This is a genomic window from Pseudomonas sp. IB20 (assembly GCF_009707325.1).
Lineage (GTDB): Bacteria > Pseudomonadota > Gammaproteobacteria > Pseudomonadales > Pseudomonadaceae > Aquipseudomonas.
In genome coordinates, this window is record NZ_CP046103.1 from 2,464,063 (window position 1) to 2,488,434 (window position 24,372).

Annotated in this window: 22 protein-coding genes and 2 pseudogenes; 9 read left to right on the forward strand and 15 right to left on the reverse strand. The window is 60.7% G+C overall.

From position 1 onward, the window contains the following. Positions 1–12: 12 nt before the first annotated feature. Genes GJU48_RS11350 through GJU48_RS11360 form a run of 3 tightly spaced genes read right to left on the reverse strand, consistent with a single transcriptional unit; the run spans position 13 to position 1,551 of the window. Positions 13–645, reverse strand: a complete 633-nt coding sequence (locus GJU48_RS11350) for an FMN-dependent NADH-azoreductase (protein WP_155295990.1) — start codon at positions 643–645, stop codon at positions 13–15. Continuing rightward, positions 642–1,082, reverse strand: coding sequence for a GNAT family N-acetyltransferase (locus GJU48_RS11355; protein WP_094952479.1), 441 nt, complete (start codon positions 1,080–1,082; stop codon positions 642–644). Before GJU48_RS11355 ends, GJU48_RS11350 begins: the two co-directional genes overlap by 4 nt. Further along, positions 1,075–1,551 carry a carboxymuconolactone decarboxylase family protein gene (locus GJU48_RS11360; RefSeq protein WP_094952478.1) on the reverse strand — a complete coding sequence of 159 codons (477 nt, stop codon included), beginning with the start codon at positions 1,549–1,551 and terminating at the stop codon, positions 1,075–1,077. The genes GJU48_RS11355 and GJU48_RS11360 overlap by 8 nt, the downstream gene beginning before the upstream one ends. Positions 1,552–1,698: 147 nt before the next feature. Here GJU48_RS11360 and pdxR point away from each other — a divergent pair, with 147 nt between their 5' ends. Beyond that, positions 1,699–3,087, forward strand: a complete 1,389-nt coding sequence (gene pdxR, locus GJU48_RS11365; protein WP_094952485.1) for a MocR-like pyridoxine biosynthesis transcription factor PdxR — start codon at positions 1,699–1,701, stop codon at positions 3,085–3,087. 1,201 nt (positions 3,088–4,288) lie between these two features. Here the strand turns inward: pdxR and GJU48_RS11370 are convergent. After that, positions 4,289–4,462: pseudogene (locus GJU48_RS11370) on the reverse strand (TetR family transcriptional regulator); the annotation flags it as partial. A 73-nt stretch (positions 4,463–4,535) separates the two neighbouring features. Then, positions 4,536–4,808, reverse strand: a pseudogene (locus GJU48_RS11375) (TetR family transcriptional regulator); the annotation flags it as partial. 263 nt (positions 4,809–5,071) lie between these two features. Between GJU48_RS11375 and ggt the strand changes: the two are divergent. Further along, complete coding sequence (ggt, locus tag GJU48_RS11380; protein ID WP_094952477.1) at positions 5,072–6,796, forward strand: gamma-glutamyltransferase; 1,725 nt, start codon at positions 5,072–5,074, stop codon at positions 6,794–6,796. Between the two features lie 19 nt (positions 6,797–6,815). Here ggt and GJU48_RS11385 read toward each other — a convergent pair whose 3' ends face one another. The 3 genes from GJU48_RS11385 to GJU48_RS11395 all read right to left on the reverse strand — a co-directional run bounded on the left by GJU48_RS11385 (position 6,816) and on the right by GJU48_RS11395 (position 9,628). Beyond that, complete coding sequence (locus GJU48_RS11385) at positions 6,816–7,340, reverse strand: AAA family ATPase (protein ID WP_094952476.1); 525 nt, start codon at positions 7,338–7,340, stop codon at positions 6,816–6,818. Next, positions 7,337–7,900 carry a nicotinamide riboside transporter PnuC gene (gene pnuC / locus GJU48_RS11390; protein WP_094952475.1) on the reverse strand — a complete coding sequence of 188 codons (564 nt, stop codon included), beginning with the start codon at positions 7,898–7,900 and terminating at the stop codon, positions 7,337–7,339. The genes GJU48_RS11385 and pnuC overlap by 4 nt, the downstream gene beginning before the upstream one ends. Positions 7,901–7,993: 93 nt before the next feature. Beyond that, the gene (locus GJU48_RS11395) at positions 7,994–9,628 is read right to left on the reverse strand and encodes a methyl-accepting chemotaxis protein (protein WP_094952474.1); all 1,635 of its coding nucleotides are present in this window, start codon (positions 9,626–9,628) and stop codon (positions 7,994–7,996) included. A 225-nt stretch (positions 9,629–9,853) separates the two neighbouring features. Here GJU48_RS11395 and GJU48_RS11400 point away from each other — a divergent pair, with 225 nt between their 5' ends. From GJU48_RS11400 to GJU48_RS11410, 3 genes are all read left to right on the forward strand, one after another. Beyond that, positions 9,854–10,684 carry an undecaprenyl-diphosphate phosphatase gene (locus GJU48_RS11400; RefSeq protein WP_094952484.1) on the forward strand — a complete coding sequence of 277 codons (831 nt, stop codon included), beginning with the start codon at positions 9,854–9,856 and terminating at the stop codon, positions 10,682–10,684. Beyond that, positions 10,681–11,064, forward strand: a complete 384-nt coding sequence (locus tag GJU48_RS11405) for a DUF1294 domain-containing protein (RefSeq protein ID WP_094952473.1) — start codon at positions 10,681–10,683, stop codon at positions 11,062–11,064. Before GJU48_RS11400 ends, GJU48_RS11405 begins: the two co-directional genes overlap by 4 nt. 121 nt (positions 11,065–11,185) lie before the next feature. Further along, the gene (locus GJU48_RS11410; RefSeq protein ID WP_094952472.1) at positions 11,186–12,478 is read left to right on the forward strand and encodes an amidase; all 1,293 of its coding nucleotides are present in this window, start codon (positions 11,186–11,188) and stop codon (positions 12,476–12,478) included. Here the strand turns inward: GJU48_RS11410 and GJU48_RS11415 are convergent. The 3 genes from GJU48_RS11415 to GJU48_RS11425 are packed head-to-tail and all read right to left on the reverse strand — an operon-like array spanning position 12,465 to position 15,017. Further along, complete coding sequence (locus GJU48_RS11415) at positions 12,465–12,818, reverse strand: MmcQ/YjbR family DNA-binding protein (protein WP_094952471.1); 354 nt, start codon at positions 12,816–12,818, stop codon at positions 12,465–12,467. The two genes, GJU48_RS11410 and GJU48_RS11415, sit on opposite strands and share 14 nt — an antisense overlap. Continuing rightward, the gene (locus GJU48_RS11420) at positions 12,815–13,723 is read right to left on the reverse strand and encodes a LysR substrate-binding domain-containing protein (RefSeq protein WP_094952470.1); all 909 of its coding nucleotides are present in this window, start codon (positions 13,721–13,723) and stop codon (positions 12,815–12,817) included. Before GJU48_RS11420 ends, GJU48_RS11415 begins: the two co-directional genes overlap by 4 nt. Positions 13,724–13,754: 31 nt before the next feature. Then, positions 13,755–15,017, reverse strand: a complete 1,263-nt coding sequence (locus tag GJU48_RS11425; protein ID WP_155295991.1) for an MFS transporter — start codon at positions 15,015–15,017, stop codon at positions 13,755–13,757. 232 nt (positions 15,018–15,249) lie between these two features. Between GJU48_RS11425 and GJU48_RS11430 the strand changes: the two genes are divergently transcribed. Together GJU48_RS11430 and GJU48_RS11435 are read left to right on the forward strand one after the other, a co-directional pair. Beyond that, positions 15,250–15,861: an FMN-dependent NADH-azoreductase gene (locus tag GJU48_RS11430; protein WP_094952468.1), complete on the forward strand. Its 612-nt coding sequence runs from the start codon at positions 15,250–15,252 to the stop codon at positions 15,859–15,861. Positions 15,862–16,102: 241 nt separating this feature from the next. Next, a complete protein-coding gene (locus GJU48_RS11435) occupies positions 16,103–17,140 on the forward strand; it encodes an alpha/beta hydrolase family protein (protein WP_094952467.1) in 1,038 nt (345 codons plus the stop codon). Here GJU48_RS11435 and GJU48_RS11440 read toward each other — a convergent pair. The 3 genes from GJU48_RS11440 to GJU48_RS11450 all read right to left on the reverse strand — a co-directional run bounded on the left by GJU48_RS11440 (position 17,134) and on the right by GJU48_RS11450 (position 21,537). After that, positions 17,134–18,309, reverse strand: a complete 1,176-nt coding sequence (locus GJU48_RS11440) for an MFS transporter (RefSeq protein WP_094952466.1) — start codon at positions 18,307–18,309, stop codon at positions 17,134–17,136. The genes GJU48_RS11435 and GJU48_RS11440 overlap by 7 nt on opposite strands. Positions 18,310–18,563: 254 nt before the next feature. Further along, on the reverse strand, positions 18,564–20,150 hold the full coding sequence (locus GJU48_RS11445; protein WP_026140064.1) for an ABC-F family ATPase: 1,587 nt from the start codon (positions 20,148–20,150) through the stop codon (positions 18,564–18,566). 142 nt (positions 20,151–20,292) lie between these two features. Further along, positions 20,293–21,537, reverse strand: a complete 1,245-nt coding sequence (locus GJU48_RS11450) for an MFS transporter (protein ID WP_094952465.1) — start codon at positions 21,535–21,537, stop codon at positions 20,293–20,295. A 152-nt stretch (positions 21,538–21,689) separates the two neighbouring features. Here GJU48_RS11450 and GJU48_RS11455 point away from each other — a divergent pair, with 152 nt between their 5' ends. Further along, a complete protein-coding gene (locus tag GJU48_RS11455) occupies positions 21,690–22,502 on the forward strand; it encodes a class I SAM-dependent methyltransferase (RefSeq protein ID WP_094952464.1) in 813 nt (270 codons plus the stop codon). 138 nt (positions 22,503–22,640) lie between these two features. Here the strand turns inward: GJU48_RS11455 and GJU48_RS11460 are convergent, their stop codons facing one another. Further along, positions 22,641–23,027: a TIGR03067 domain-containing protein gene (locus tag GJU48_RS11460; protein WP_094952463.1), complete on the reverse strand. Its 387-nt coding sequence runs from the start codon at positions 23,025–23,027 to the stop codon at positions 22,641–22,643. 421 nt (positions 23,028–23,448) lie between these two features. Between GJU48_RS11460 and lpxO the strand changes: the two genes are divergently transcribed. Then, positions 23,449–24,348, forward strand: a complete 900-nt coding sequence (lpxO, locus tag GJU48_RS11465; RefSeq protein WP_094952483.1) for a lipid A hydroxylase LpxO — start codon at positions 23,449–23,451, stop codon at positions 24,346–24,348. Positions 24,349–24,372 lie beyond the last annotated feature (24 nt).

Sequence of the window (24,372 nt, forward strand, 5' to 3'; positions counted from 1 at the left end):
GGGGGGCTCGTGTCAGGAAAGCAGGCGCAAGAATGGCGCTGATTCTAGCGCCATTATTTTTATAGGCCAGAGCTGATTGTTGCCAGCTGCCGGGTGCCTGTTCCAGGCGCTGACCGCTTCTGCACCGCGCACCATCGCGCCCAGGTAGACAAAACCCACCGTGCGGATGCCCACCGTCGACAGGATGGCGGTCATGTAGGGCGTGAGAAAATCCGGCTCATGCCCTTTGCGTGCATTGCCCGAGCTGACCAGCACAAACGTACGCCGGTCCTTGAGCAGGCCAACCTTTTCGAACTGTGCATTCACCGTAAAACTGCGTTCAATGCGCACCACATGATCGATCCAGCCCTTGAGCGCCGCGGGTACGGTGAAATTGTGCACCGGGGTGCAGAGGACCAGCAGGTCGCAGGCTTCCAGCTCAACGATCAACTGTTCCGACAGGGCCGTGGCGCTGCCGCTCAAACCGCCTGGGGTGGTAAGTGCATTGGCGTATTCGCGGGTCAGCGGCGGCAGCGCCCGGGCGCCGTAGTCGCGCTCGGTGACGTGGGCATCGGGCACCTGCTCGTTGAGCAGGGCGCGTGCCAGCTTGAAGGTCTGCGCGGCCTTGCCGTGGGGGCTGAAACTGAGCAGCAGGGCGCGGGTCATTGGCTCAAATCCTGGGAAAAGTGCATCCCCAGCGGCAGCAAGCCCTGGCGGAAATAGAAACGCTGGGCCAAGGCCTTGTGCATGCCGGTATCCAGCACCAGGTAGCGGTAGCCGCGTGCGCGGGTTTCTTCACGGACCCGGTCAAGCAGTTGCTCGCCCAGGCGCCGACGCTGCAAGGCGGCGTCCACGACCAGGTCATCGACGTAGATAAAACGCCCGTACAGGGTGTTTTCCGTCAGGCGATAGCCGACCAAACCGATCACCTTGCCCTGTTCACGGGCGGCCAGCAGGTGATAGCCGTTTTGCTGTTGGCGCTGGATTTGTTCGGCGAACGCTGCTGCGTCAGTCAAGTGCGGGCGCAGTTGCTGCATCACCGCAAAGCTTTCGATGCATTCAGCCTGGGTTTGCATGGGCACGAATTCGACGTGTTCATTCATAGCTGAGGTTCTCCAGATGAGCCTTGATCGCGGCGGGTACTTTGCGAAAGCTGATGGCGACGCGGTTCAAGGCGTTCATCAGTGAAATCGCCAGGGTCAGGTCGGCGATTTCTTTTTCGTTGAAAACCGCCGCTGCCTCGGCGTAATCGGCATCCGGCACCTGGGTTTGCGCCACTTGAGTGACGATCTCCGCCCAGGCCAGTGCTGCGCTTTCACGTGGCGTGAACAGCGGTGATGCCTCGCGCCAGGCGGCCAGCAGCATGATTTTTTCCAGGCTCACGCCCTGCTTGAGCAAGTCGCGGGAGTGGGAGTCCAGGCAATAGGCGCAGCCGTTGAGTTGTGAGACCCGCAGGTACACCAGGTCGATCAATTCTTTCTCCAGGCCGCAGCCGTGGATGTAACTGTGCACCGAGCCCAGTGCTTTGTAGCCGGCAGGCGCGGCGAAGGCGTAATCGAGGCGGTGGTTCATGGGCGATCCTTGTTTGTTGAATAAGGTTTACTGATAAGGGATGCGCCATTTTCGGCGGCGGCACGGCTGCCCAACAGGGGCATGATTGGACAAGTGGGTTGGGACATGATCAGACTCGGCGTTGTCTATCTGCCGAGCCTGCCTGCGATGTCACCACTGCCCAAATACCAGGAAATCTACCGACGCTTTCGCCTGGCCATCGACCAGGGCCAACTTGGCCCGGGTGATCGGGTGCCGTCGGTGCGCAGCCTCGCCCTGGAACTCAACGTGGCGCGGGGGACGGTGGAGGCGGCGTATCAGTTGCTGGTCAGCGAGGGCTTTTTCGAGGCGCGTGGGCAGGCCGGCACCGTGATTGCTGGGGCTTCGCCGCAAGTGCCCGTGAAGCCGCAGCCTGTGGTGCCGTCGACTGCACCGGGGCCGAGGCCACTGCAAATGGGCCTGCCGGCGCTGGATGCGTTCCCGCGCAAGCTGTGGGCGCGGCTGGTCACTCAACAAGTGCGTCGCACTGATGCCGATAGCCTGGCGATGGGCGACGTACGTGGCGCCCTGGCCTTGCGCGTGGCGATTGCCAACTACCTTGCGCTGTACCGGGGCGTGGAGTGCACGCCGCAGCAGGTGTTCGTGTGCGCGGGGTATGCGGGGTGTTTGACGCTGTTGTGCGATGCGCTGCAGATGACGGGGCAGCGTTGCTGGTTTGAAGACCCGGGGTATTTGCATGCGCGGCGGTTGTTGGTTCATCAAGGCGTGGAACTGGTGCCGGTGCCGGTGGATGGTGAGGGGTTGGAGGTTGAGCGTGGGATGCAAAGGGATCGGCAGGCGCGGTTGGCAATTGTGACGCCGGCGCATCAGAGCCCGCTGGGTGTGGCGTTGAGTCCGGCGCGGCGCCAGGCTTTGCTGGGGTGGGCGCGGGAGCAGGGGAGTTGGGTGGTTGAGGATGATTACGACAGTGAGTTTCGCTACCGGGGGCAGCCGTTGGCGGCGCTCAAGAGTCAGGATGTAGGGGATCGGGTGATCTATGCCGGGAGCTTCAGCAAGATGCTGTTTCCGGGGTTGCGGTTGGGGTATTGGGTGGTGCCCGCTTCTTTGGTGGAGGCGTTTGGGCGTAGTGCTGAGAGGTTGCAGCAGCGTAGTGCGCAGTTGTTGCAACTGACGGCGGCGGATTTTTTGGAGCAGGGGCATTTTACTCGGCATCTGAAGAAGATGCGGCAGTTGTATGCGCAGCGCCGGGGGTTGTTGGTGGAGGCGCTGGAGGTGCATTGCTCGGGGTTTTTGCGGGTGGATGAGCAGGCTGGGGGGGTTAACCTGCTGGCGCGGTTGTTGGTCTCGGTGCCGGATCATGTTGTTGCCGAGGCGGCTGATCGTGCGGGTTTGGCTGTTCATGCATTGTCGGGCTGGATGCTGGAGCCGGGGCGGGAGCAGGGGGTGGTGATGGGGTTTACGAATGTGGTGACGGCTCGAGATGCGGCGGATCTGGCGATGGTTTTGCACAGGGTTATTGCGCAGTGTCTATCCGTTGCTTCGATAACGACGGCTTAGGGTTCCACTCTTACGGCGGGTCACTTTTGGCCAACGCCCGGATCGCCGCACCGCTGCGATGCCCCCCCCCCCGCTCCCACATTTAGGGAGCGGTGCATATGCCAGAGTTGTCTGGTAATTCGGGAAGAGCGAACCTAAAACAAATGTGGGAGCTGGCTTGCCTGCGATAGCGGTGGGTCAGATTCTGACTGATACACCGTATCGCAGCATGGTATCTACGCAACTTTTTGTGTTGCGCTAAGCTTTTGACGGGGTTTTTAGGTAGATGTGAGTACATATCCGTTGCTGCGGTAACGGCTGCTTAGGGTTCCGCTCTTACAGCGGCTCACTTTTGGAAAGACCCAAAAGTAAGCAAAAGGTCTTCGCCCCACCACTCGGTGCCTCGCCTAGGCTCGGCATGCCCTCACTCCGGCTTGAATCCGTGGGCCGCCGCCATGGGCCATCCTTGGCCCATCGCGGCTAACCCGGCGTCCTGCCGGGTTACCCACGGATTCAAGCCTGCGTTCGGCCATCGTGGTTAACGGGGCGCCTCAGATCAAGATCAAAAGCAAGAGCACGGCGGCCTAGTAGCCGACCTGAGTGGTAGAAGCAAAAGCAGGGCAAAAGCACAGCAGCACACTTTTGCCTGATGTACCGAGATTCCAATGTGGGAGCGGGCTTGCTCGCGAAGGCGGTGTGTCAGCCCTGGACTACGCCATCGCAGGCAAGCCAGCTCCCACATTAGATTGAGTTCAGTTTCAAATATCAGGTCGGCTGTCAGGCCGCCTTGGCTTCGCTTTTGATCTAACCACTCAGGTCGGCTACTAGGCCGCCGTGCTCTTGCTTTTGATCTTGCTTTTGATCTTGATCTTAGGCGCCCCGTTAAACCACGCTGGCCGAACGCAGGCTTTGGAGCGGGGGTAAACCGGCAGGACGCCGGTTTAGCCGCGATGGGCCAAGGATGGCCCATGGCGGCGGCCCCCGCTCCAAAGCCGGAGTGAGGGCACACCGAGCCTAGCGAGGTGCCGAGTGGTGGGGCAAGAGCTTTTGGTTACTTTTGGCTCTTTCAAAAGTGACCCGCTGTAAGAGCGGAACCCATAGCAGCCGTTACCCAAATAACGGATATGACCCAGCGCCCCCGCGACAACCAAAGAATTCAACCCATAAAAAGATGTGTAGATACCTATGGCATCGCAGGCAAGCCAGCCCCACATTGACCGTTCTACCGTGGGATCGGTGTTACGCCACGCAACACCAAATCACGGATAAACCCCAGCCAATCCTGCTGCTGCCCCTTATCTGCCAGGTCCTCACCCGGAAACGAGCTGAGCGTATGGCGGTTGGAGCTATAGAAGTAGCACAGCGAAGCAATCATCAAGTACACGTGCTTGACGCAGTCGTTCTAGATAAACGCCACCAGATCGCGCAACACCTGCAGCGGTGCATCCAGGTCCAGCTTGGGTTTGCTTCGAGCTGAGCGTATGGCGGTTGGAGCTATAGAAGTAGCACAGCGAAGCAATCATCAAGTACACGTGCTTGACGCAGTCGTTCTAGATAAACGCCACCAGATCGCGCAACACCTGCAGCGGTGCATCCAGGTCCAGCTTGGGTTTGCTTTCGGCCTTGTTGAACTGCTCGTAGACGTATTCCAGCAAGCAGATGAACAGGTGTTCCTTGCTGCAGAAATAGTAATAAAGCATGCGGTCGTTGGAGTCGGCTGTCTTGGAAATACAGTCGACACGCTTTTCGCGCCCGTTCTATGACCGACAAGTTCTGTAATAAAAACGCCATTGCGCTGGGGATTAAATCCGGGAAAGGTGTTCCTTGCTGCAGAAATAGTAATAAAGCATGCGGTCGTTGGAGTCGGCTGTCTTGGAAATACAGTCGACACGCTTTTCGCGCCCGTTCTATGACCGACAAGTTCTGTAATAAAAACGCCATTGCGCTGGGGATTAAATCCGGGAAGGGCTATTTTGGTGCGTCCCAATAACTAGAGTAGCCATGGATGAAATACCAACCTTTGAGCCGCACCTTAATCGCCACCGCCCTGGTGTTGACGGTCAGCGGTGTGCAAGCCGCTTCCCAGGCCCCGGTGGCCGGTGAAAACGGCATGGTAGTAACCGCCCAGCATTTGGCCACTCATGTGGGTGTGGATGTGCTCAAGGCTGGCGGCAATGCGGTTGATGCGGCCGTGGCTGTGGGCTATGCGTTGGCGGTGGTGTACCCGGCGGCGGGTAACCTCGGTGGCGGCGGCTTCATGACCGTGCAGTTGGCGGACGGGCGCAAGACCTTCCTCGACTTCCGCGAAAAAGCCCCGCTGGCGGCCACCGCCGACATGTACCTGGACAAAGACGGCAACGTCATTGATGGCCTCAGCGCCAAGGGCCACCTGGCTGTCGGCGTGCCCGGCACGGTGTCCGGCATGGAAGCCGCGCTGAGCAAGTACGGCACCCTCAAGCGCGCCCAGGTGATTGCGCCGGCGATCAAGCTGGCGGAAAACGGTTTCGAACTGGAGCAGGGTGATATCGACCTGCTGCACACCGCCACCGGCGAGTTTGAAAAAGACAAAGACCTGCGCGGGATCTTCCTGCACAACGGCCAGCCGATGCAGGTCGGCCAGAAGTTGGTGCAGAAAGACTTGGCCAAGACCCTCAAGGAAATCTCCGCCAAGGGCACCGACGGCTTCTATAAAGGTTGGGTCGCCAAGGCGTTGGTGGATTCCAGCCAGGCCGGCAAAGGCATCATCACCCAGGCCGACCTCGACACATACAAAACTCGTGAACTGGCGCCCATCGAGTGCGATTACCGTGGCTACCACGTGGTCTCGGCACCGCCACCCAGCTCGGGCGGCGTGGTGATCTGCCAGATCATGAACATCCTCGAAGGCTACCCAATGGCCGACCTGGGCTATCACTCGGCCCAAGGCCTGCACTACCAGATCGAAGCGATGCGCCACGCCTACGTGGACCGTAACAGCTACCTCGGCGACCCGGATTTTGTGAAAAACCCGATTGCCCACCTGCTGGACAAGGACTACGCCGCCAAGCTGCGCGCTGCCATCGAGCCGCAAAAGGCCGGGGATTCCCAGGCGATCAAGCCGGGTGTGTCGCCCCATGAAGGCAACAACACCACGCACTATTCCATCGTCGACAAGTGGGGCAACGCAGTTTCGGTGACCTACACCCTCAACGACTGGTTCGGTGCCGGCGTGATGGCGAGCAAGACCGGGGTGATCCTCAACGATGAAATGGACGACTTCACCGTCAAGGTCGGCGTGCCGAACATGTACGGGCTGGTCCAGGGCGAAGCCAACGCCATCGCACCGGGCAAGGCACCGTTGTCGTCGATGAGCCCGACCATTGTGACCAAGGACGGCAAGGCGGTGATGGTGGTGGGTACGCCCGGTGGTAGCCGGATTATCACCGCCACCTTGCTGACCATCCTGAATGTCATTGACTACAAGATGAACATCCAGGAAGCCGTGGATGCGCCGCGTTTCCACCAGCAGTGGATGCCTGAGACCACTAACCTCGAAACCTTCGCGGTGAGCCCGGACACTCAGAAAATCCTCGAGAGCTGGGGCCACAAGTTTGCCGGCCCTCAGGATGCCAACCACTTGGCGGCCATTCTGGTGGGGGCGCCGTCCTTGGGCGGCAAGCCGGTGGGCAACAATCGCTTCTACGGGGCTAACGACCCGCGTCGTAACACGGGGTTGTCGCTCGGTTACTAAGGACTGATGGTTCTTCGCATTACGCGTTGAGCAGTTGCGTTACCGCTTCAAATGCCTGGGCACGGCGCTCTTCCCAGTTGCCGCGAATCACCACGGCGGGCTTATGGTGCTGCTCGATCCACTCCAGGCTACCCTGGAAAAACGCGCGGCGATCCGCCAGTTCCGGTTGGCAACGCTGGCCGTCGGCGGTCCACTCCACATCCTCGGGAGAGAGCAGCAGGTGCAGGTCGTAATGGCGGGCCAGCAGCTCACTGTCCAGCCACGCCGGGTAGTCACCGAAGAGGGTTTGGCTCCACAGCTTGTTGGTCAGCAGGTGGGTGTCGAGGACGAGTAGGTTGGGCTGTTCGGCGCGGGCGGCGTCTTCCCAGGCCAGTTGGCCACGGGCGATAGCGGGGATGTCCGCCAGGGTGGTGTCGCGTTGGTGGTGGTCGATGAAATGGCGCACGTATTCGCCCACCATAAGGCCGCCAAAGTGCGCGTGCAGTTGCGCCGCCAGCCAGCTTTTGCCGCTGGACTCGGGGCCGGCCAGTACCACTACCTTCATGCGTGCAGCGCCGGGTCGGCGCGCCATTCACGCCAGCCTTGCACGGCGATCACGGTGAACAGGGCGTAGAGCACGGCGGTGAGGTACAGGCCTTTGTAGAGGAACAGCCCGACAAAAATTACATCCACGGCAATCCACAGCGGCCAGCACTGCACGCGTTTTTGCGCCATCCACATTTGCGCCACCAGGCTGAAGCCGGTGAGGGCGGCGTCGAGCCACGGCTGGGCGGCGTCGGTCCAGTGGGCCATGGCGGCGCCGAGCAACAGGCTGAAGACGGCGCCGATGGCCAGGCTGGTGATGATCGCGGGTACGCCGAGGCTGGTGACCTGACGGCCTTGCTTGACTTGGCCGGCGCGGGTCCATTGCCACCAGCCGTAAAGTTGCAGGGCGGCGTAGACCACTTGCAGGAGCATGTCGGAATAGAGTTTTACGTCGAAGAATACCCAGGTGTAGAGCAACACCATGACCAGGCCGATGGGCCAACACCAAGGGTTCTGCTTGACCGTCAGCCAGACGGCAATCACTCCCAGGGCGGCGGCGAACAGTTCAAGCCCGGACATGGTGGTTCCTTGGGAGAGTGGGAGAGGGCGGTGATTGTAACCAGAGGTGAGTTTTCTTCAAACGTTGGTGTGAGTACATATCCGTGATGCGATCTAAACCTTAAACTGGCGCAACAACCCATCCAACTGTTCACTCAACCCACGCAAATGCGCACTCGCCACGCTGGACTGCTGCGCCGCCAGCGCGGTGCTGTGAGACAACCCGGCCGCCTGGGTAACGTTCTGGTTGATGTCTTCCACCACATGCGCCTGTTGCAACGTCGCGCTGGCAATCGAGGCATTCAACCCGTTGAGGTTATGCAAGGCCTGCCCGATGGCAGTAAGGCTGGCACCCGCCTGGCCGGCCTGTTCAATGGTCAGTTGCGAAGCGCTGTGGCTGTCGCTGATCACCTTCACTGCCGCTTCCGAATGACCTTGCAGGCGCTCGATCATCACCTGGATTTCAGCCGTGGATTTTTGCGTACGCTGAGCCAGCAGCCGCACCTCATCCGCCACCACGGCAAAACCACGGCCCTGTTCCCCCGCGCGTGCAGCTTCAATCGCAGCATTAAGCGCCAGCAGGTTGGTCTGGTCAGCGATGGAACGAATCACCTCAAGCACGCCGCCAATCTGTGTGCTTTCGCTGGACAGCGTGCGGATCACCTCCACGGCCTGGCTGATGGTGCTGGAGAGCTGATCGATCTGCAGCAAGCTGCCGTCGATATTCACCTGGCCTTGCTGCGCCTGGGCCTGGGCGTCACGCATTTCGCTGGCGGCATGCTCGGCGTTTTTCGCCACGTCCTGCACGCCATAGGTCACTTCATTGATTGCCGTCGCCACCAGCTCCATCTGCTGCGACTGCTGCTGGCTGCGGTCATGGGCCTGGCTGGCGTTGGTGCCCAGCTCCGTTGACGACTGGCCCAAGGCGTTGGCGCACACCTGCAGTTGGCCGACCACCTGGCGCAGCTTGGCGGTAAAGCTGTTGAAGTGTTTGGACAGTTGGGTGACTTCGTCGCGCCCATGGGTATCGAGGCTGCGCGTCAGGTCGCTTTCGCCGCTGGCAATATTGGCCATAGCGTTCACCGCCGCCTGCAAGGGTTGCACGATGCTGCGGGCGATCAGCACCACCAGCAACGTCATCACCAGCGCGATGCCCAGGACAATCAGCGAGGTTTTCCACACCTGGCCATTGAATTCGGCTTGCACATCGTCCACGTAAACGCCGGAGCCGATAATCCAGCCCCAGGGTTCGAACAGTTGGATATACGAGGTTTTTTCCACCGGCGCTTCGGCACCCGGCTTGGGCCAGCGGTAGTTGACGATGCCGGCACCTTTGGCCTTGGCCAGGATCACGAACTCGTTGAACACTGCAAAACCGTCCGGGTCGCGGATCGCCGAGAGGTTCTTGCCGTCAAGCTTGGGGTTGGCCGGGTGCATGATCATCACCGGCGTCAGGTCGTTGATCCAGAAGTAATCGTCGTGGTCGTAGCGCAGGCCACGCACCGCGCTCAAGGCTTGCTGCTGCGCGGCTTCACGGGTCAGTACCCCGGTTTTTTCAAGGTTCTGGTAATACGCCAGCACGCCGCTGGCGGTCTGCACCACATGCTGGGTCTGCTGGCTTTTGGCCTGGTAGAGGTCGCCGTGGATCTGCTTGAGCATCAACAGCCCCAAGGTCAGCAGCATCAACACGGCGACTATCAGGATCAGCCAGAGGCGGCGGCTGATCGACATGCTGCGCAAACTGTTCATCGTCCTGTCACTCCATGCTTTTATATTTTTGGGCGCTGCATCGACATTTCCGGCTTGTCTGATAGGCTTTCGGCCTGTAATCGAAAAACCTGAGTACTCCCTGATTTTTCACGAAATTTTTGCAGATCGATGTTGAAAATCAGCACCGGAATTTGAGTGCGCTCGTCAGTGAACTATTAAAAAGACAGTCAAGGCATGCCGCTGAGCATGACCTTCGGGGGAAGCATGGATTTTTGGACCGCCATACAGGCATTGATTCTTGGCGTGGTGGAGGGGCTGACCGAGTTCCTGCCCATTTCCAGCACCGGCCACCAGATCATCGTCGCTGACTTGATCGGCTTCGGCGGCGAACGCTTTGAGGCGTTCAACATCATCATTCAATTGGGCGCGATCCTGGCCGTGGTCTGGGAGTTTCGCCGCAAGATCCTCGATGTGGTCACCGGCTTGCCGACCCAGCGCAATGCCCAGCGTTTCACGGTTAACCTGATCATCGCCGTACTGCCGGCGATCGTGCTGGGGGTGATTTTTGCCGACTTGATCAAGCATTACTTGTTCAACCCGATCACCGTGGCCACAGCCCTAGTAGTGGGTGGCGTGATCATGTTGTGGGCGGAACGCCGGCAGCACGCGGTTCACGCCGAAACCGTGGATCAGATCACCTGGAAAGACGCGCTCAAGGTCGGCATGGCCCAGTGCCTGGCGATGATTCCGGGCACGTCGCGCTCCGGCGCCACCATCATCGGCGGCCTGTTGTTTGGCCTGTCGCGCAAGACCGCCACCGAGTTTTCGTTCTTCCTCGCCATGCCGACCATGGTCGGTGCGGCGGTGTATTCGGGCTACAAGTACCGTCACCTGTTCCAGCCCGATGACCTGCCGGTGTTCGCGATTGGTTTTGTCACCTCGTTCATCTTCGCGATGATCGCGGTCAAGGCCTTGCTCAAGTTCATCGCCAGCCACAGCTATGCGGCCTTTGCCTGGTATCGGATCGCGTTTGGCCTAGTCATTCTGGCGACCTGGCAGTTCGGCTGGATCGACTGGTCTGCGGTCAAGCCATGAACATTCAGCACCCGCGCCTGAAGGCGTTGATCTTTGGGGTGCTGTGCGCCGCGCCGCTGATTGGCGCGGCGTTGGTGTGGTCTCGCGGTGAGACGGTGATCCCGCTGGCGGCGTATGGTGTGGTCAGCGTGGTGGCATTTTTTCTGTACTGGGGCGACAAGCGCAAGGCACAGACAGAGGGCCCGCGCGTTCGCGAAAACATCCTGCATGCCGTGGAGCTGGCGGGCGGCTGGCCTGGAGCATTGATCGCCCAGCAGGTGTTCCGGCACAAGACGCGCAAAGTGTCATATCAGGTGCTGTTCTGGGTGATTGTGTTGCTGCACCAGGTGTTCTGGCTTGACCAACTGTTCCTGGGCGGTACCTTGCTGTCGGTGTTGTAGGGCAGAGGCGCTAGGAATATTCCCTACAAAGCTGTGGGAAGCACCTTACCCAATCATTGATAGGAGCCCGCACCACACTGGCGTTATGCTCCAGGCACTTGAATGCACTGGGCCAACACGAATGTCTTTCTCGGATTCATTGCTACGCCATTCAGCGACTGAGCTTGGCGCACTGATTCAACAGCGCAAGCTCACCTCCACCGCCATTGTTTCCACCTACCTTGCCCGTATCGAGGCGCAAAACCCTGCGATCAACGCGCTGGTGCAAGTGTGCGCCGAGACGGCGTTGGCCGGCGCATGGGCGGCGGATCGGGCCGTCGCTCAAGGTGAGTATGGCGGCGTGCTGCAGGGCGTTCCCTTTACCGTCAAAGACGTTATCGATACCTGTGGGGTGGTGTCGGCGGCGGGTTTGGCTGAGCGCGCTGACTACCGGCCGGCGCAGGATGCCGTGTTAGTGGCGCGTATGAAAGCTGCCGGCGCCATCCTGCTGGGCAAAAGTAACTGCCCGCCGGGCGGTGGCGGTGGGGTGACCGACAACCCCGTCTATGGCGCCACCCTTAACCCGCATGCGCTGTCCCATAGCCCAGGCGGCAGCAGCGGCGGCGAAGCGGCGGCCATTGCTGCGGGGCTTTCACCGGTGGGGTTGGGCAGTGATTCCGGCGGCAGTTTGCGCGTACCGGCGCATTTTTGCGGTGTTAGCACCTTAAAACCCACCACTGGCCGCGTGCCTAACACCGGGGTTTTCGATCACCCGGGCGGGTTGAGTGACTTTCGCAGCCAGATTGGTCCGATGGCCCGGCATGTGGAAGACCTGGCCTTGGTGCTCCAGGTGATTGCCGGCGAAGATGGGCAGGATGCCGGCGTAATTCCGATGCCCATACGCGCTGTAGAGGCTCAAGCGCTGAGCGGTTTGCGCGTGGCTTGGTATTGCGACGGCGGTATAGCGCCCGCTGACGAGATAACTCAAGCCACGCTGCAGGTAGCCGCCAATCTGTTGGAGCGCGCGGGCGCCGTCATCTATCCCGCGTTCCCATCGGTACTGAGGCACTCACGCGAGATTACCGAGCGCTACTGGGCGATGAGCAAAGGCACCGGTGCGCAGTCGATAAAACTGCTTGCCGACTGGGATCAGTTTCGCAGTGGGATGTTAGGTTTCATGGCGGACTACGACCTTATCCTGTGCCCAGTTGACGCCGCGCCCGCGTCGCGGCTGGGCGCCGAACGGCCGGGGCTGTTCAGTCACACCTTGCCGTACAGCCTGGCGGGTTGGCCCTGTGTGGTCGTGCGAGCAGGCACTGATGCTGCGGGATTGCCGGTAGGCGTGCAGATCGTCGCGCGCCCGTGGCACGAGCATTTGGCGCTGGCGGCGGCGATGGCTATTGAGCGCGCCGTGCCTTTTGTCAATCCAACCTGAGCCCCACCTGCGTGCGCTTGGGCAGTTTGCTCACCACCAATTGGTGAGAACGCTGCAACAGCCCACGCAGTTCCTCGGCGCCGATCGGGTAGGGCGTGTTCATGATGACCCACTGGGCCCGCGCCAGGTAAGGCGCCGGATGGATGCCGGGGCGGTCCACGTGGCCGAGGAACAGTTCTTTGTCGACCTTGAACGCCAGCGACTCGCCGCGCAGGTTTTGCAGGGCGAACATCTTGTTGCCGGCAATCGAGAACACGCGCACGCCGCCCCATTTGTAGTCTTCCCGCGCGCCGGGCAGGCTCAGGCAGAAAGCGGCGACCTGCGCTTCAGTCATTTTCATAGCAAGCGATCTCCGCAGCCCTTGAAGGCTTCTTCCAGGTAGTCGATCCAGGCACGAATGGCCGGCAGTACGCCGCGACGGTGCGGGTACACCGCCTGCAACCAGCCGCCCGGCGAGGACCATTGCGGCAGCAGTTGCACCAATTGGCCGCTGGCCAATTCCTCTTCGCAATACATCATCGGCAGTACGGTAAAGCCCAAGCCTTTCAGGGCGCAGGCTTTGCGCACGATGAAGTCGTCGATGCCCAGGCGTGCTTCCAGCGCCAGGTCTTCGCTTTTGCCTTGTGGGTCGATCAGGCGCAGGTGCACCAGGCGGTCGGCTTCCAGGGCGCCCAGTACCGGCAGTTGCTTGAGGTCTTCGAGGCTGTCGATTTGCCGGCCTTGTATGAATTCAGGGCTGGCCACCAGGATGGCCTGGGCCTGGCGCAGGCGTTTGGTCACCAGCAGCGGGTCTTCATCGCCTGACTCGCGCACGCGCAGGGCCACGTCGATACCTTCGGCCACCAGATCAACGCGGCGGTTCACCAGCATCATTTCAAGCTGCACCAGCGGGTGGGCGGCGAGAAAACCGGCGACCATGTCCGGCAGCAGGTGCTGGGCCATGCCCACCGGGCAGCTGACCCGCAGGCGCCCGCGCGGTTCGCTGGACATGCTGGCCACCGCCTCGTCGGCCATTTCTGCTTCCAGCAGCATGGCCTGGCAATGGCGCAGGTAGCGCTCGCCGACGGCGGTGAGGGTCAGTTGGCGGGTGGTGCGTTGCAACAGGCGTGCGCCGAGACGTTCTTCCAGCTCGGCAATGCGCCGTGAAAGCCGCGACTTAGGGATGCCCAGCAGCCGTCCGGCCGCCGCAAAGCCGCCGGCTTCGACGACTTTGGCAAAATAGTAGAGGTCGTTGAGGTCTTGCATGGTCAACCTATTGTCCTGTCAGTGGGACGAACTATCCGCGTCTGGCGAGGGCAAATCCACTACAAATATTGGAGGCTGCTGTGGCGAGGAAGCTTGCTGCCGCTGGGGTGCGCAGTAGCCCCGCTCGTGGTGCTCTGAACGTCGTGATCAACAGGGCCAACCCGGCAAATGCCGCGCCGGTCAGCGCCTGGCCCTGCCAACTGTAATGCTCGGAGGCAAAGGCTCCAGCCGCCGAACCCAAGGCGCCGCCGATAAAGTAGACCACCATGAACACCGTGTTGAGTCGGCTAGTCGCGGACGGCTCCAGTGCCAACACGCGGGTCTGGTTGGCCAACTGGTTGATCCGGTTACCCAGGTCCAGACAGGTCGCCGCGATCAAGATCGGCCACCACCAGCCGCTTGGCCCGAGGGTATAGATCAGGATAAACGCCACCAGCACGGTGGTGATGCCCGCGCGCTCGAGCAGACGCCCATGGCGTCGGGTTTGTTGGCCGATGGTCGATGCGCAAAGAATACCGACGATGGCCGAGAGGCCCAGCAGGCCTGCCTGGGCACTCGAGAATCCATACGGCGGCAAGGCCAGCAGGGCCGCCATCGAGCCCCAGAACACATTCAAGGCGCCAAACACCAGGGCGCCTTTGAATGCTGATTGGCGCAGGGTCGGGTATTGCCTGGCCAGGCCCCACAGGGATTTGAGCAAGGCGCCATACGCGAGCTTGCTGGTTGAAATCGACACCGGCATACGCGTCAGAATCGCCATGAACAGCAGCACATCCAGCGCCGCTGCCAGCGCAAACATGCCGCGCCAGCCCAGCCATCCGCTGACCACGCCGCTGACGGTCCTGGCAAGCAACCCGCCGGCAGACAAGCCGCTGACCATCAAGCCCAGCACGGCGCCTTTTTGCTCAACGGTACTCAGGTCCGAAGCGGCGGGAATGATCACCTGCGCGCTGATACCCGACAGCCCCAGCAGCACGCTCGCCACCAGCAGCCAGGCATAGGTCGGCGCTGCGGCCGAGGCCAGCAGGCTGATGAAGTTGAGGCACAGCACGGCCAGGATCAGCGTGCGCCGGCTGATCCGGTCGCCCAGCGGCACGAACAGCAGCAGGCCGCTGGCGTAGCCCAATTGCGTGAGCATCGCGATTTGCCCGACGTGCGCGGTGGACACCTCGAAGGTGTTAGCAATCAGCGGCAGCATGGCCTGGTTGTAGTAAATCGTGGCAACCGAAAATCCGCAGCAGATGGCGAGGATCAAGGTCAGGCCCTTGGTCAGGGCGGGAGAAGGTGGGTGCATGGGATGGCCGGTGGCTGTCGGGTCAGCCGGCGAGAATGAAGTGAAGCACGGGTGAAATCCAGTGCCGCAGAGGTGTGGGCATCAAGCCGACTGGAATGGTTTTTTGCAAAAAAGCATTGTCCTGCTGGCAGGACGAACAATCATATTTTGCCCCTCTAATCGATCATTGGGTTCGTGTGTAGGATCAACCTCACTCGATCGCCTAGCCGCGATCCTAACTTGGAGATCCCACATGAAACTGTTGCATATCGATTCCAGCATCCTCGGCGACAACTCGGCTTCGCGTCAGCTCAGCGCTGCTGTGGTCAAGGCCTGGCAAGCGGCTGAGCCGGGTGTGGAAGTGACTTGCCGTGACTTGGCGAGCGAAGGCATCAGCCACTTTTCCGGCCTGACCCTGGGCGCCCTGGGCACCGCTGCCGAGTTGCGTGACGCAGTACAAAAGCACGAGGCTGACCTCAGCGCTTCGTCGCTGGCTGAGTTCATCGCCGCCGACGCTGTGGTGATGGGTGCGCCCATGTACAACTTCTCGGTACCTTCTCAGCTCAAGGCCTGGATCGACCGCATCGCCGTCGCCGGCCAGACCTTCCGTTACACCGAAGCCGGCCCTGAAGGCCTGTGCGGTGGCAAGAAGCTGATCATCGTTTCCACCGCCGGCGGTTTGCATGCCGGTCAGGCGAGCAACGTCGGCCACGAAGACTACTTGAAACTGGTGTTTGGCTTCCTCGGCATCACCGACATCGAGTTCGTCCGCGCCCAAGGCCTGGCCTACGGTGAGGAAGTGCGCAGCAAGGCGTTGAGCGACGCTAACGCAGTCATCAACGAACAATTGTTCGCCGCCGCGTAAGGCTTGTGTAAAGTTCGCCTTTGTCCGGTTCCAATCTGAAACCGGGCGCCTAAACTCTGTATTCTGGTCGTCTCAAAACGACCGGAGTACGGAGTTTTTTCGTTTGCCCGCTGTCACTACTTTGGCCCAGGTTATGCAGGCATGGGTTTATCACCCGGTGTGAGCACCTTGAACCATGGACTTTTCATACAGATATGCCGCGGGTGTTGAACGTGGTCACGCAGCAAAGGTGGACATCCCCATGATGCGTCTTTGTGCTGTTTTGGTACTCTCCCTGCTCGGTAGCCTGATTTCAGTGCACGCCGCCCCAGCGCCGCACCCGCATTGGAGTGTGGGTTTCCATCGCATGACCTTTCTCGACCCGCTGGACCAGCAGCCGATGAAAGCCATCGCGTTTTACCCGTCCACCGACGATGAGCACAGCACGCAATTGGGCGCCTATCACGTCGCCGCCGCTGAAGACTCCAAGGTCGCCATTGGCCGCTTCCCGATGCTGATGCTGTCCCACGGCAACACGGGCACACCGCTGGCCCTGCACGACCTGGCCACCTCACTGGCGCGCAAGGGTTTTGTGGTGGTGGCGGTGTTGCACCCCGGCGACAACTACAAGGACCACAGCCGCCTGGGCACCGTGAGCAACCTGTATGGTCGGCCGATCCAGATTTCCGAAGCGATCACCGCCACCCTCAGCGACCCAATGCTGTCGCCATTCGTCAATATCGACCAGGTGGGCGTGATCGGTTATTCCGCCGGCGGTGAAACCGCGTTGATTCTGGCCGGCGCCAAGCCGGATTTTGATCGCCTGCGCCGTTACTGCCAGGAACGCCCGGAAGACCGCGATGCCTGCACCACCAAAGGTGAGCTGGTGGTCGACCGCGACGATTTGCAACCACAGGCCGACCCGCGCATCCACACGTTGATGCTGATGGCGCCGTTGAGCCTGATGTTTGGCCGCCACACCTTGGCCGACGTGCATGTGCCGGTGCTGCTCTACAGCGGCGATGGCGACAAGCTGGTGGCCGTTGACAAAAACGCCGCGGCACTGGCGCGCAAGCTGCCGGAACCGCCGGATTTCAAACTGTTGGCCGGGGCAGGGCACTTTGTGTTCATGGCGCCGTGTGATAGCGATCAGTTGGTGGCCATGCCGGCCATCTGCACAGACGCCGATGGCGTCGACCGCGAAGGTATTCACCGCGACCTGATTTCAGAGGCAGGGCGGTTCTTCTCCCACACCCTCGGGCAAATGACCCGCGCCGGTTTGCAGACCGCCGATCAGTAAGCGCGGCGCTTGAGCAGTACGGTCAAGGCCAGCGCCGTGACCGACAACAGCGCGGCGCAAAAGAAGATCCAGCCGTAGCCGAGGTTCAGTGCCACGGCGCCCATCAACGGCCCGGCAATCGCCAAGGCTAGATCAAAAAACACCGCATACGCACTCAGCCCGGCGCCACGGCTGCTATTGGGCACTTGCTTGATGGCTTCTACGCCCAGCGCTGGGTACACCAACGACAAGCCAAAACCGGTCAGCCCGGCGCCGATCAACGCCACCCCGGTGGAGGGCGCCAGCCACAGCAGCGTCAGGCCCAGGGCTTCGATGGTCATGCAGGCAATCGCTGCGCTGAAACCGCCGAAGCGGCTGATGGCCGAGATAAACACCAGCCGTGACAGAATAAAACACGCGCCAAACACCGTGAGGCAGTACGCCGCCCCGGCCCAGCCGCGACTGAGGTAATACAGGGTGATAAAGGTGGTCAGCGTGCCGTAGCCAATTGAGGCCAAGCACAGGCTGGCGCCAAACGGCGCGATACGCCCGAACACCGCCCAGAACGGCAGCCGCTCGCCGCGTACCACCGGCACCGAAGGTTTATTACGGATCAGCACCAGGCCCAACGCTGCCAGCACCGTCAACGCGATGCCGAGGCTGGTGTAGCCATACTCGGCCACCATCACCACGCCCAGCGGCGCGCCAATGGCGATAGCACCATAGGAGGCGATGCCATTCCAGGAAATCGAGCGCGCCGTGTGTTCGGCGCCAACCGCCCCCATGCACCAACTGATGGTGCCCACGCCGATCAGGCCCTGGGCTACGCCGAGCAGCAGCCGGCCGACGATCAGGATGCCCAGGCTCAGGGCGGGTAGGCTTTCGACCAGCGTGGCGAAAAACGTCAGCACACCGCTGACCAAAATACCGGCCAGGCCCAGCACAATCGCACGCTTGGTGCCGACGTTGTCGGACATGCGCCCGGCCATGGGCCGGCTGAGCAGGGTGGCCAGGTATTGCGAGCCGATGGTGATCCCGGCCACTACCGCGCTGAAGCCCAGTTGCTCGTGCACATAGCCCGGGATGACCGCGATCGGCAGGCCGATGCAGATAAAGGCGATGAAGGTATAGAAGACGATGGAGACGATCTGCAAAGTGATCGACATTGAGCTGGGGGCGACGGCAGGCATGGTCACTCGTTCGCGGGCGGGCGGTGACGGCATGATGGCAAGGGCGTGGGGGAAAAGGAAGCAGGCTAACTAGTTTGTTTGATAGGCCACGTTGGGCTGCGCAGCAGCCCCAATAAGATAGGCCACGTTGGGCTGCGCAGCAGCCCCAATAAAAAACACCGCGTTCTGCCTGACAGAACGCGGTGTTTGATTTTAGGGCCGCTTCGCAGCCCAACGCAGGGCAAGCCCGCTCGCCACAACTGCAGTGGCGTTGCTTAGAACACCACGCCTTGGCTGCGCAGGTAGTCATCATAGGTGCCGCTGAAGTCGATCACGCCGTTGGCGCTCAACTCGATGATGCGGGTGGCCAGGGACGATACGAACTCGCGGTCGTGGCTGACGAAGATCAGCGTGCCCGGGTAGTTTTCCAGCGCCAGGTTCAGCGCTTCGATGGATTCCATGTCCAAGTGGTTGGTCGGTTCGTCCATGATCAGCACGTTCGGCTTTTGCAGGATCAGCTTGCCGAACAGCATGCGGCCTTGCTCACCACCGGAGATGACCTTGACCGACTTGAGGATCTCGTCGTTGGAGAACAGCATGCGGCCCAAAGTACCGCGAATCACTTGCTCGCCTTGGGTCCACTGGCCCATCCAGTCGAACAGGCTCATGTCGTCTTCGAAGTCGTGGGCGTGGTCCTGGGCGTAGTAGCCCAGTTCTGCGGCGTCGGTCCACTTGATGCTACCGGCATCCGGCGTCAGTTCGTTGACCAAGGTGCGCAGCAGGGTGGTCTTGCCGATACCGTTCGGGCCGATGATCGCTACGCGCTCGCCGGCTTCAACCTGGAAGCTGAAGTCCTTGAACAGTGGCTTGCCGTCGAAGCCTTTGGCCATACGATCGACGATGACCGCCTGGCGGTGCAGCTTTTTGGTTTGTTCGAAACGGATGAACGGGCTCACACGGCTCGAAGGCTTGACCTCGGCCAGTTGGATCTTGTCGATCGCCTTGGCGCGGGACGTGGCCTGCTTGGCTTTCGAGGCGTTGGCCGAGAAGCGGCTGACGAACGATTGCAGCTCGGAGATCTGTGCTTTCTTCTTGGCGTTGTCCGACAGCAGTTGCTCGCGGGACTGGGTCGCCACGGTCATGTACTCGTCGTAGTTGCCCGGGAACAGGCGCAGCTCGCCGTAGTCCAGGTCAGCCATGTGGGTGCACACGCTGTTCAGGAAGTGACGGTCGTGAGAGATGATGATCATCAGGCTCGAACGCTGGGTCAGGATGTTTTCCAGCCAGCGGATGGTGTTGATGTCCAAGTGGTTGGTCGGTTCGTCGAGCAACAGCACTTCAGGGTCGGAGAACAACGCCTGGGCCAGCAATACCCGCAGTTTCCAGCCTGGGGACACTTCGCTCATCGGGCCGAAGTGTTGTTCCAGGGGAATACCCAGGCCCAGCAGCAGCTCACCGGCACGTGATTCGGCGGTGTAGCCGTCCATTTCGGCGAACTCGGTTTCCAGCTCGGCCACGGCCATGCCGTCGTCTTCGCTCATTTCCGGCAGCGAGTAGATACGGTCGCGCTCAGCCTTGACCTTCCACAGCTCTTCGTGGCCCATGATCACGGTGTCGAGCACGGTGAATTCTTCGTAGGCGAACTGGTCCTGGCGCAGTTTACCCAGGCGTACGTTCGGCTCGAGCATGACCTGGCCGCCGGACGGATCAAGGTCGCCGCCGAGGATTTTCATGAAGGTCGACTTGCCGCAACCGTTGGCACCGATCAAACCATAACGGTTGCCGGCGCCGAATTTGACCGAGACATTCTCGAAGAGCGGCTTGGCGCCGAACTGCATGGTGATGTTAGCTGTGGAGATCAATTACTTTACCTATCAATGGGTTGCGAGCGTGGCGGCAGGAGCCTTCAGGCATGCGTCAACAGCGACATCAAGGCGCGAAACCCGGTCGCTGAGCAGAAAATTTTGGATGTGTGTTGGAATTTGGCGCGCATTGTCGCATATGTCAGGCGACAGTTGTAATGCGCGCGAACGATGGTTTCGTCAATGTCTCCGGCATCGCCAGCCATAACAGCGCCAGGGCCGCCGCCGCGACGCCCGCCAGGGTCAGGAACGCCGCGTTGTAGCCCGCTTGCTGCACCACGAAACCAGCCAGGCTGCTGCTCAGTGCCGCGCCCAGGCCAAACACCGTGGACAGTGCGCCCAGGCTGACGTTGAAGCGGCCGGTGCCTTGGGTCAGGTCCTTGACGATCACTGGGAACAGCGCGCCGAAAATCCCCGCGCCGATGCCATCGAGCATCTGCACGGCGACCAGCCAATAAGGGTCGCTGGACAAGGTATACAACACGCCACGCAGCGGCAAAATCATGAACCCGGCCAGCAACAACGGCTTGCGCCCCCACACGTCAGCTTTGCTGCCCACCAGCCAGGCCATCGGCACCATCACCACTTGCGCGGCGACGATGCAGGCCGAGGTCAGCGGCGTGGCCATGTGCAGGTTGATCTGCGCCAGCTTCTGGCTGACCAGCGGCAGCATCGCGGCATTCGCCAGGTGGAACAGCGCGCAGCAGATCGCGAACAGTAGCAACGGGCGATTGGCCAGCAGCACCTTCACGCCGGAGGGCTGTTCGTGTTCGTGTTCGTGGGCGTGAGCGGGGTCAAAGCCCCGCGCGGCATCGTGGTCAATCGCCGACGCTGATACACAACTGACCGCCACGACACTGGCGATCGCCATAAATGCCATCAGGTAAAACACCACCACTGGGCCGAACAGATATGCCAGGCCGCCCGCCAGCAGCGCCGCTACGGCGTTGCCGGCGTGGTTGAAGGTTTCGTTGCGCCCGGTGCGGCGGGTGAAGGCGCGTGGCCCGGTAATTCCCAAGGAAATGGCCGAAATCGCCGGAGCAAACACTGAAGCGGCGATGGCACTGGCCGCCTGGGTCAACGCCACCCAACTGAATGAGCTGACAAACGGCAGTACCAGGCAACTGACGGTGACAAGAACGGCCGCCACCGCGATCACCGCGCGTTTGCTGCGCGTGCGGTCGATCAGCGCCCCCGCCGGGCCTTGGGTGAGCAAGGCGGCGATGCCCGCCAGAGTCATGACCACGCCGATGCTGGCCGGGTCCCATTGGTGCACGGCCAGCAGGTAAATCGCCAAGTAGGGGCCGAGGCCGTCGCGGACATCCGCCAGGAAGAAATTCAAGCTGTCCAAGGACAAGGTATTGCGCAGGTCGGAGTGATTGGCCATAGCGCTGCCTTCGACAAGGGTGCTCAGGGCGAACACTCAATGGGCTAGTGACCTACAGGCTTGGATAGAAGTTTCGCCGCCACAGAGGGTTTCTTCTGACAGGCAATTGGCTTATTTTCCGAAGCCCGCTGTAGTGACTCTCTGGAGAAGCAATGGACATGCCCTCAGCCCAACAGGCCATCGCCAGCAACAAAGACGCCTGGGACGCCTCCGCCAAGCTGCACAAAGACACCGCCACCTGGAACGCGCTGCTCGAATCGGTCGCCCAGCCAGGCTTTTCATGCCTTGACCCGACCATCACCGCGTTGCTGCAAGACGTCGGCGTGGCCGGCAAAGACGTGATTCAGCTGTGCTGTAACAATGGGCGTGAAAGCCTATCGTTGTTCGGCCTGGGCGCACGCAGCGTGGTGGGTGTCGACCAATCCCGCGCTTTTCTGCAGCAAGCGCAGGAACTGGCCGAGGTGTCGCCGCATAACCCTGAATTTGTTGAAGCCGATGTCCATCATCTGCCTGAACACTTGCACGGTCGGTTTGATGTCGCGCTGGTGACCATTGGCGTACTGAACTGGATGCCGGATGTGGCGCTGTTTATGCGCCATGTGGCGAGTGTGCTCAAGCCCGGCGGCACGCTGGTGATCTACGAAACTCATCCGTTTTTGGAAGTGTTTGATCCCAAGGCGGCAAACCCATTGTTGCCCGTCAGCTCGTATTTCCAGCGCGACCCCTTCGTGCTGCAGCAGTCGATTGTTTACGAAGGGCAGGCAGATATTGCCGGGCCGACGTCCTATTGGTACGTGCATACCCTGGGCAGCGTGGTGAGCGGGGCGATTGCGGCGCACTTGCAGATTGAGCACCTGCAGGAGTACCCGCATTCCAATCGCGAGGAATTGTATGACCAGTACGAGCATCAGCCGGCGCAACTGCCACTGTGCTTTACCTTGACCGCCACCCAGCGCCGCACCTGAGCGGCTTTCCCGCGCGCAAAAAAAAGGCCCGCCAAGAGAGGCGGGCCAAGTGATTCACTGGAGTAGGTAGGCTTCACCCTATAGGCCAAGAAGTGAAGGCCATGTGAAAACCTTGTCGCACGTTCGGAGGGGCGCGGATCAGCCTTTGCGCACAAAGCTGCGCATGGTTTGCCCTGGCCCGGTACTGAACACGGTCGGCCGGGGCATGCCTTCATCGGCGGCAATAAACACGAAATCATCCCCTTCCAGGCGATAGCTGGCGGGCAATTGCTTGCCGGCGTCTTCGCCGATTGAATCCACCCAGGTAATGCTTTTTGGCGTGGTGCTGCTGTCCAGGGAAAAGCGACCGGCCAGCAATACCTCGCCGTTCATCGTGCGCACTTCGAAACAGTCACCGGTGATGGTGGTCAGGGCGCCCGGCGCGCTGTGGGCGTCGATGGGGTTGAGCACGCCACTGTCTTCGAGTGCGGTTTGCTCCCAGGTGCCTTGCAGGGCTTGATGATCGGTGTGTAACAGAGCTGACATACAAATTCCATTTTGTTGAAGGTGGTTTCTTACAGTGCGCCACGCAGGCGGCGGCGAGACAAGCGCGTGTGTTGGGTTTGCTCCCAGGTGCCTTGCAGGGCTTGATGATCGGTGTGTAACAGAGCTGACATACAAATTCCATTTTGTTGAAGGTGGTTTCTTACAGTGCGCCACGCAGGCGGCGGCGAGACAAGCGCGTGTGTTGATCCAGCACAATGACTGGACAGCTTTTCACAATTCTTAGTTAACCTTTGGTTACAAACTGTGGCTAAATAACTGCCAATAGTCATGAACCGGTGAGCGCTTTGCCGGTCGTGTCGCTTATCTGTGAATTGTGATTTCAGGTGCTGCTTATCCAATCCTCGGCCGTTGTGGGCACGCAGGAGCAGCCTGTTCTCTCTACTGACTTGTGACGAATCCCTTGAAACTCATCATTGTTGCTCTCTACGTCGCCTCCATTGCGTATGTTCACCTGCGTGGTCGGGTGCGACACAAACTGGGCCGCCAGCTTAGTGATCACTCGACGTTCCTGGCGCCGATCAATTGCTTCCTGTATTTGTTCTCCAAGCAGCCGAGCCGTCCATTCCTGTCGCCTGCCGACTTCCCGGACCTGAGCCCGCTGCAGGAACACTGGGAAGAAATCCGCCAGGAAGGCCAGAACCTGATGCGTATGGGCGAGATCAAGCGCTCGGACCAGTACAACGATGTGGGTTTCAATTCGTTCTTCAAGTCCGGCTGGAAGCGTTTCTACCTCAAGTGGTACGGCGACAGCCACCCGTCGGCGATGAAGCTGTGCCCGCGCACCACTGAACTGGTGCAGAGCGTCGGCTCGATCAAGGCGGCGATGTTCGCCGAATTGCCCCCGGGCTCCAAGCTGGTGCGCCACCGCGACCCTTACGCCGGTTCCTACCGCTATCACTTGGGGTTGGATACGCCTAACGGTCCTGGCTGCTACATCAACGTGGATGGCGAAAGCTATTACTGGCGCGACGGCGAACCGGTGATGTTTGATGAGACCTACATTCATTACGCGGAAAACACCACGCAGCAGAACCGCATCATCCTGTTCTGCGACATTGAGCGCCCGATGAAGTACCGCTGGGCGGCGGCGTTCAACCGCTGGTTCAGCCGCAACGTAATGGCGGCGGCTGGCTCGCCCAATAATGACGGTGACAAGACCGGCGGCCTGAACCGTGCGTTTACCCGCCTGTACAAGATTCGCCTGCGCGGCAAAGAGCTGAAGAAGCGCAATCGTGCACGCTACTACTTGGAAAAGTGGGCGATTTTTGCAGGCTTGGCACTGATCTTCATCCTCATCTGAAACGCTAGGGCGCGAATCACTGTG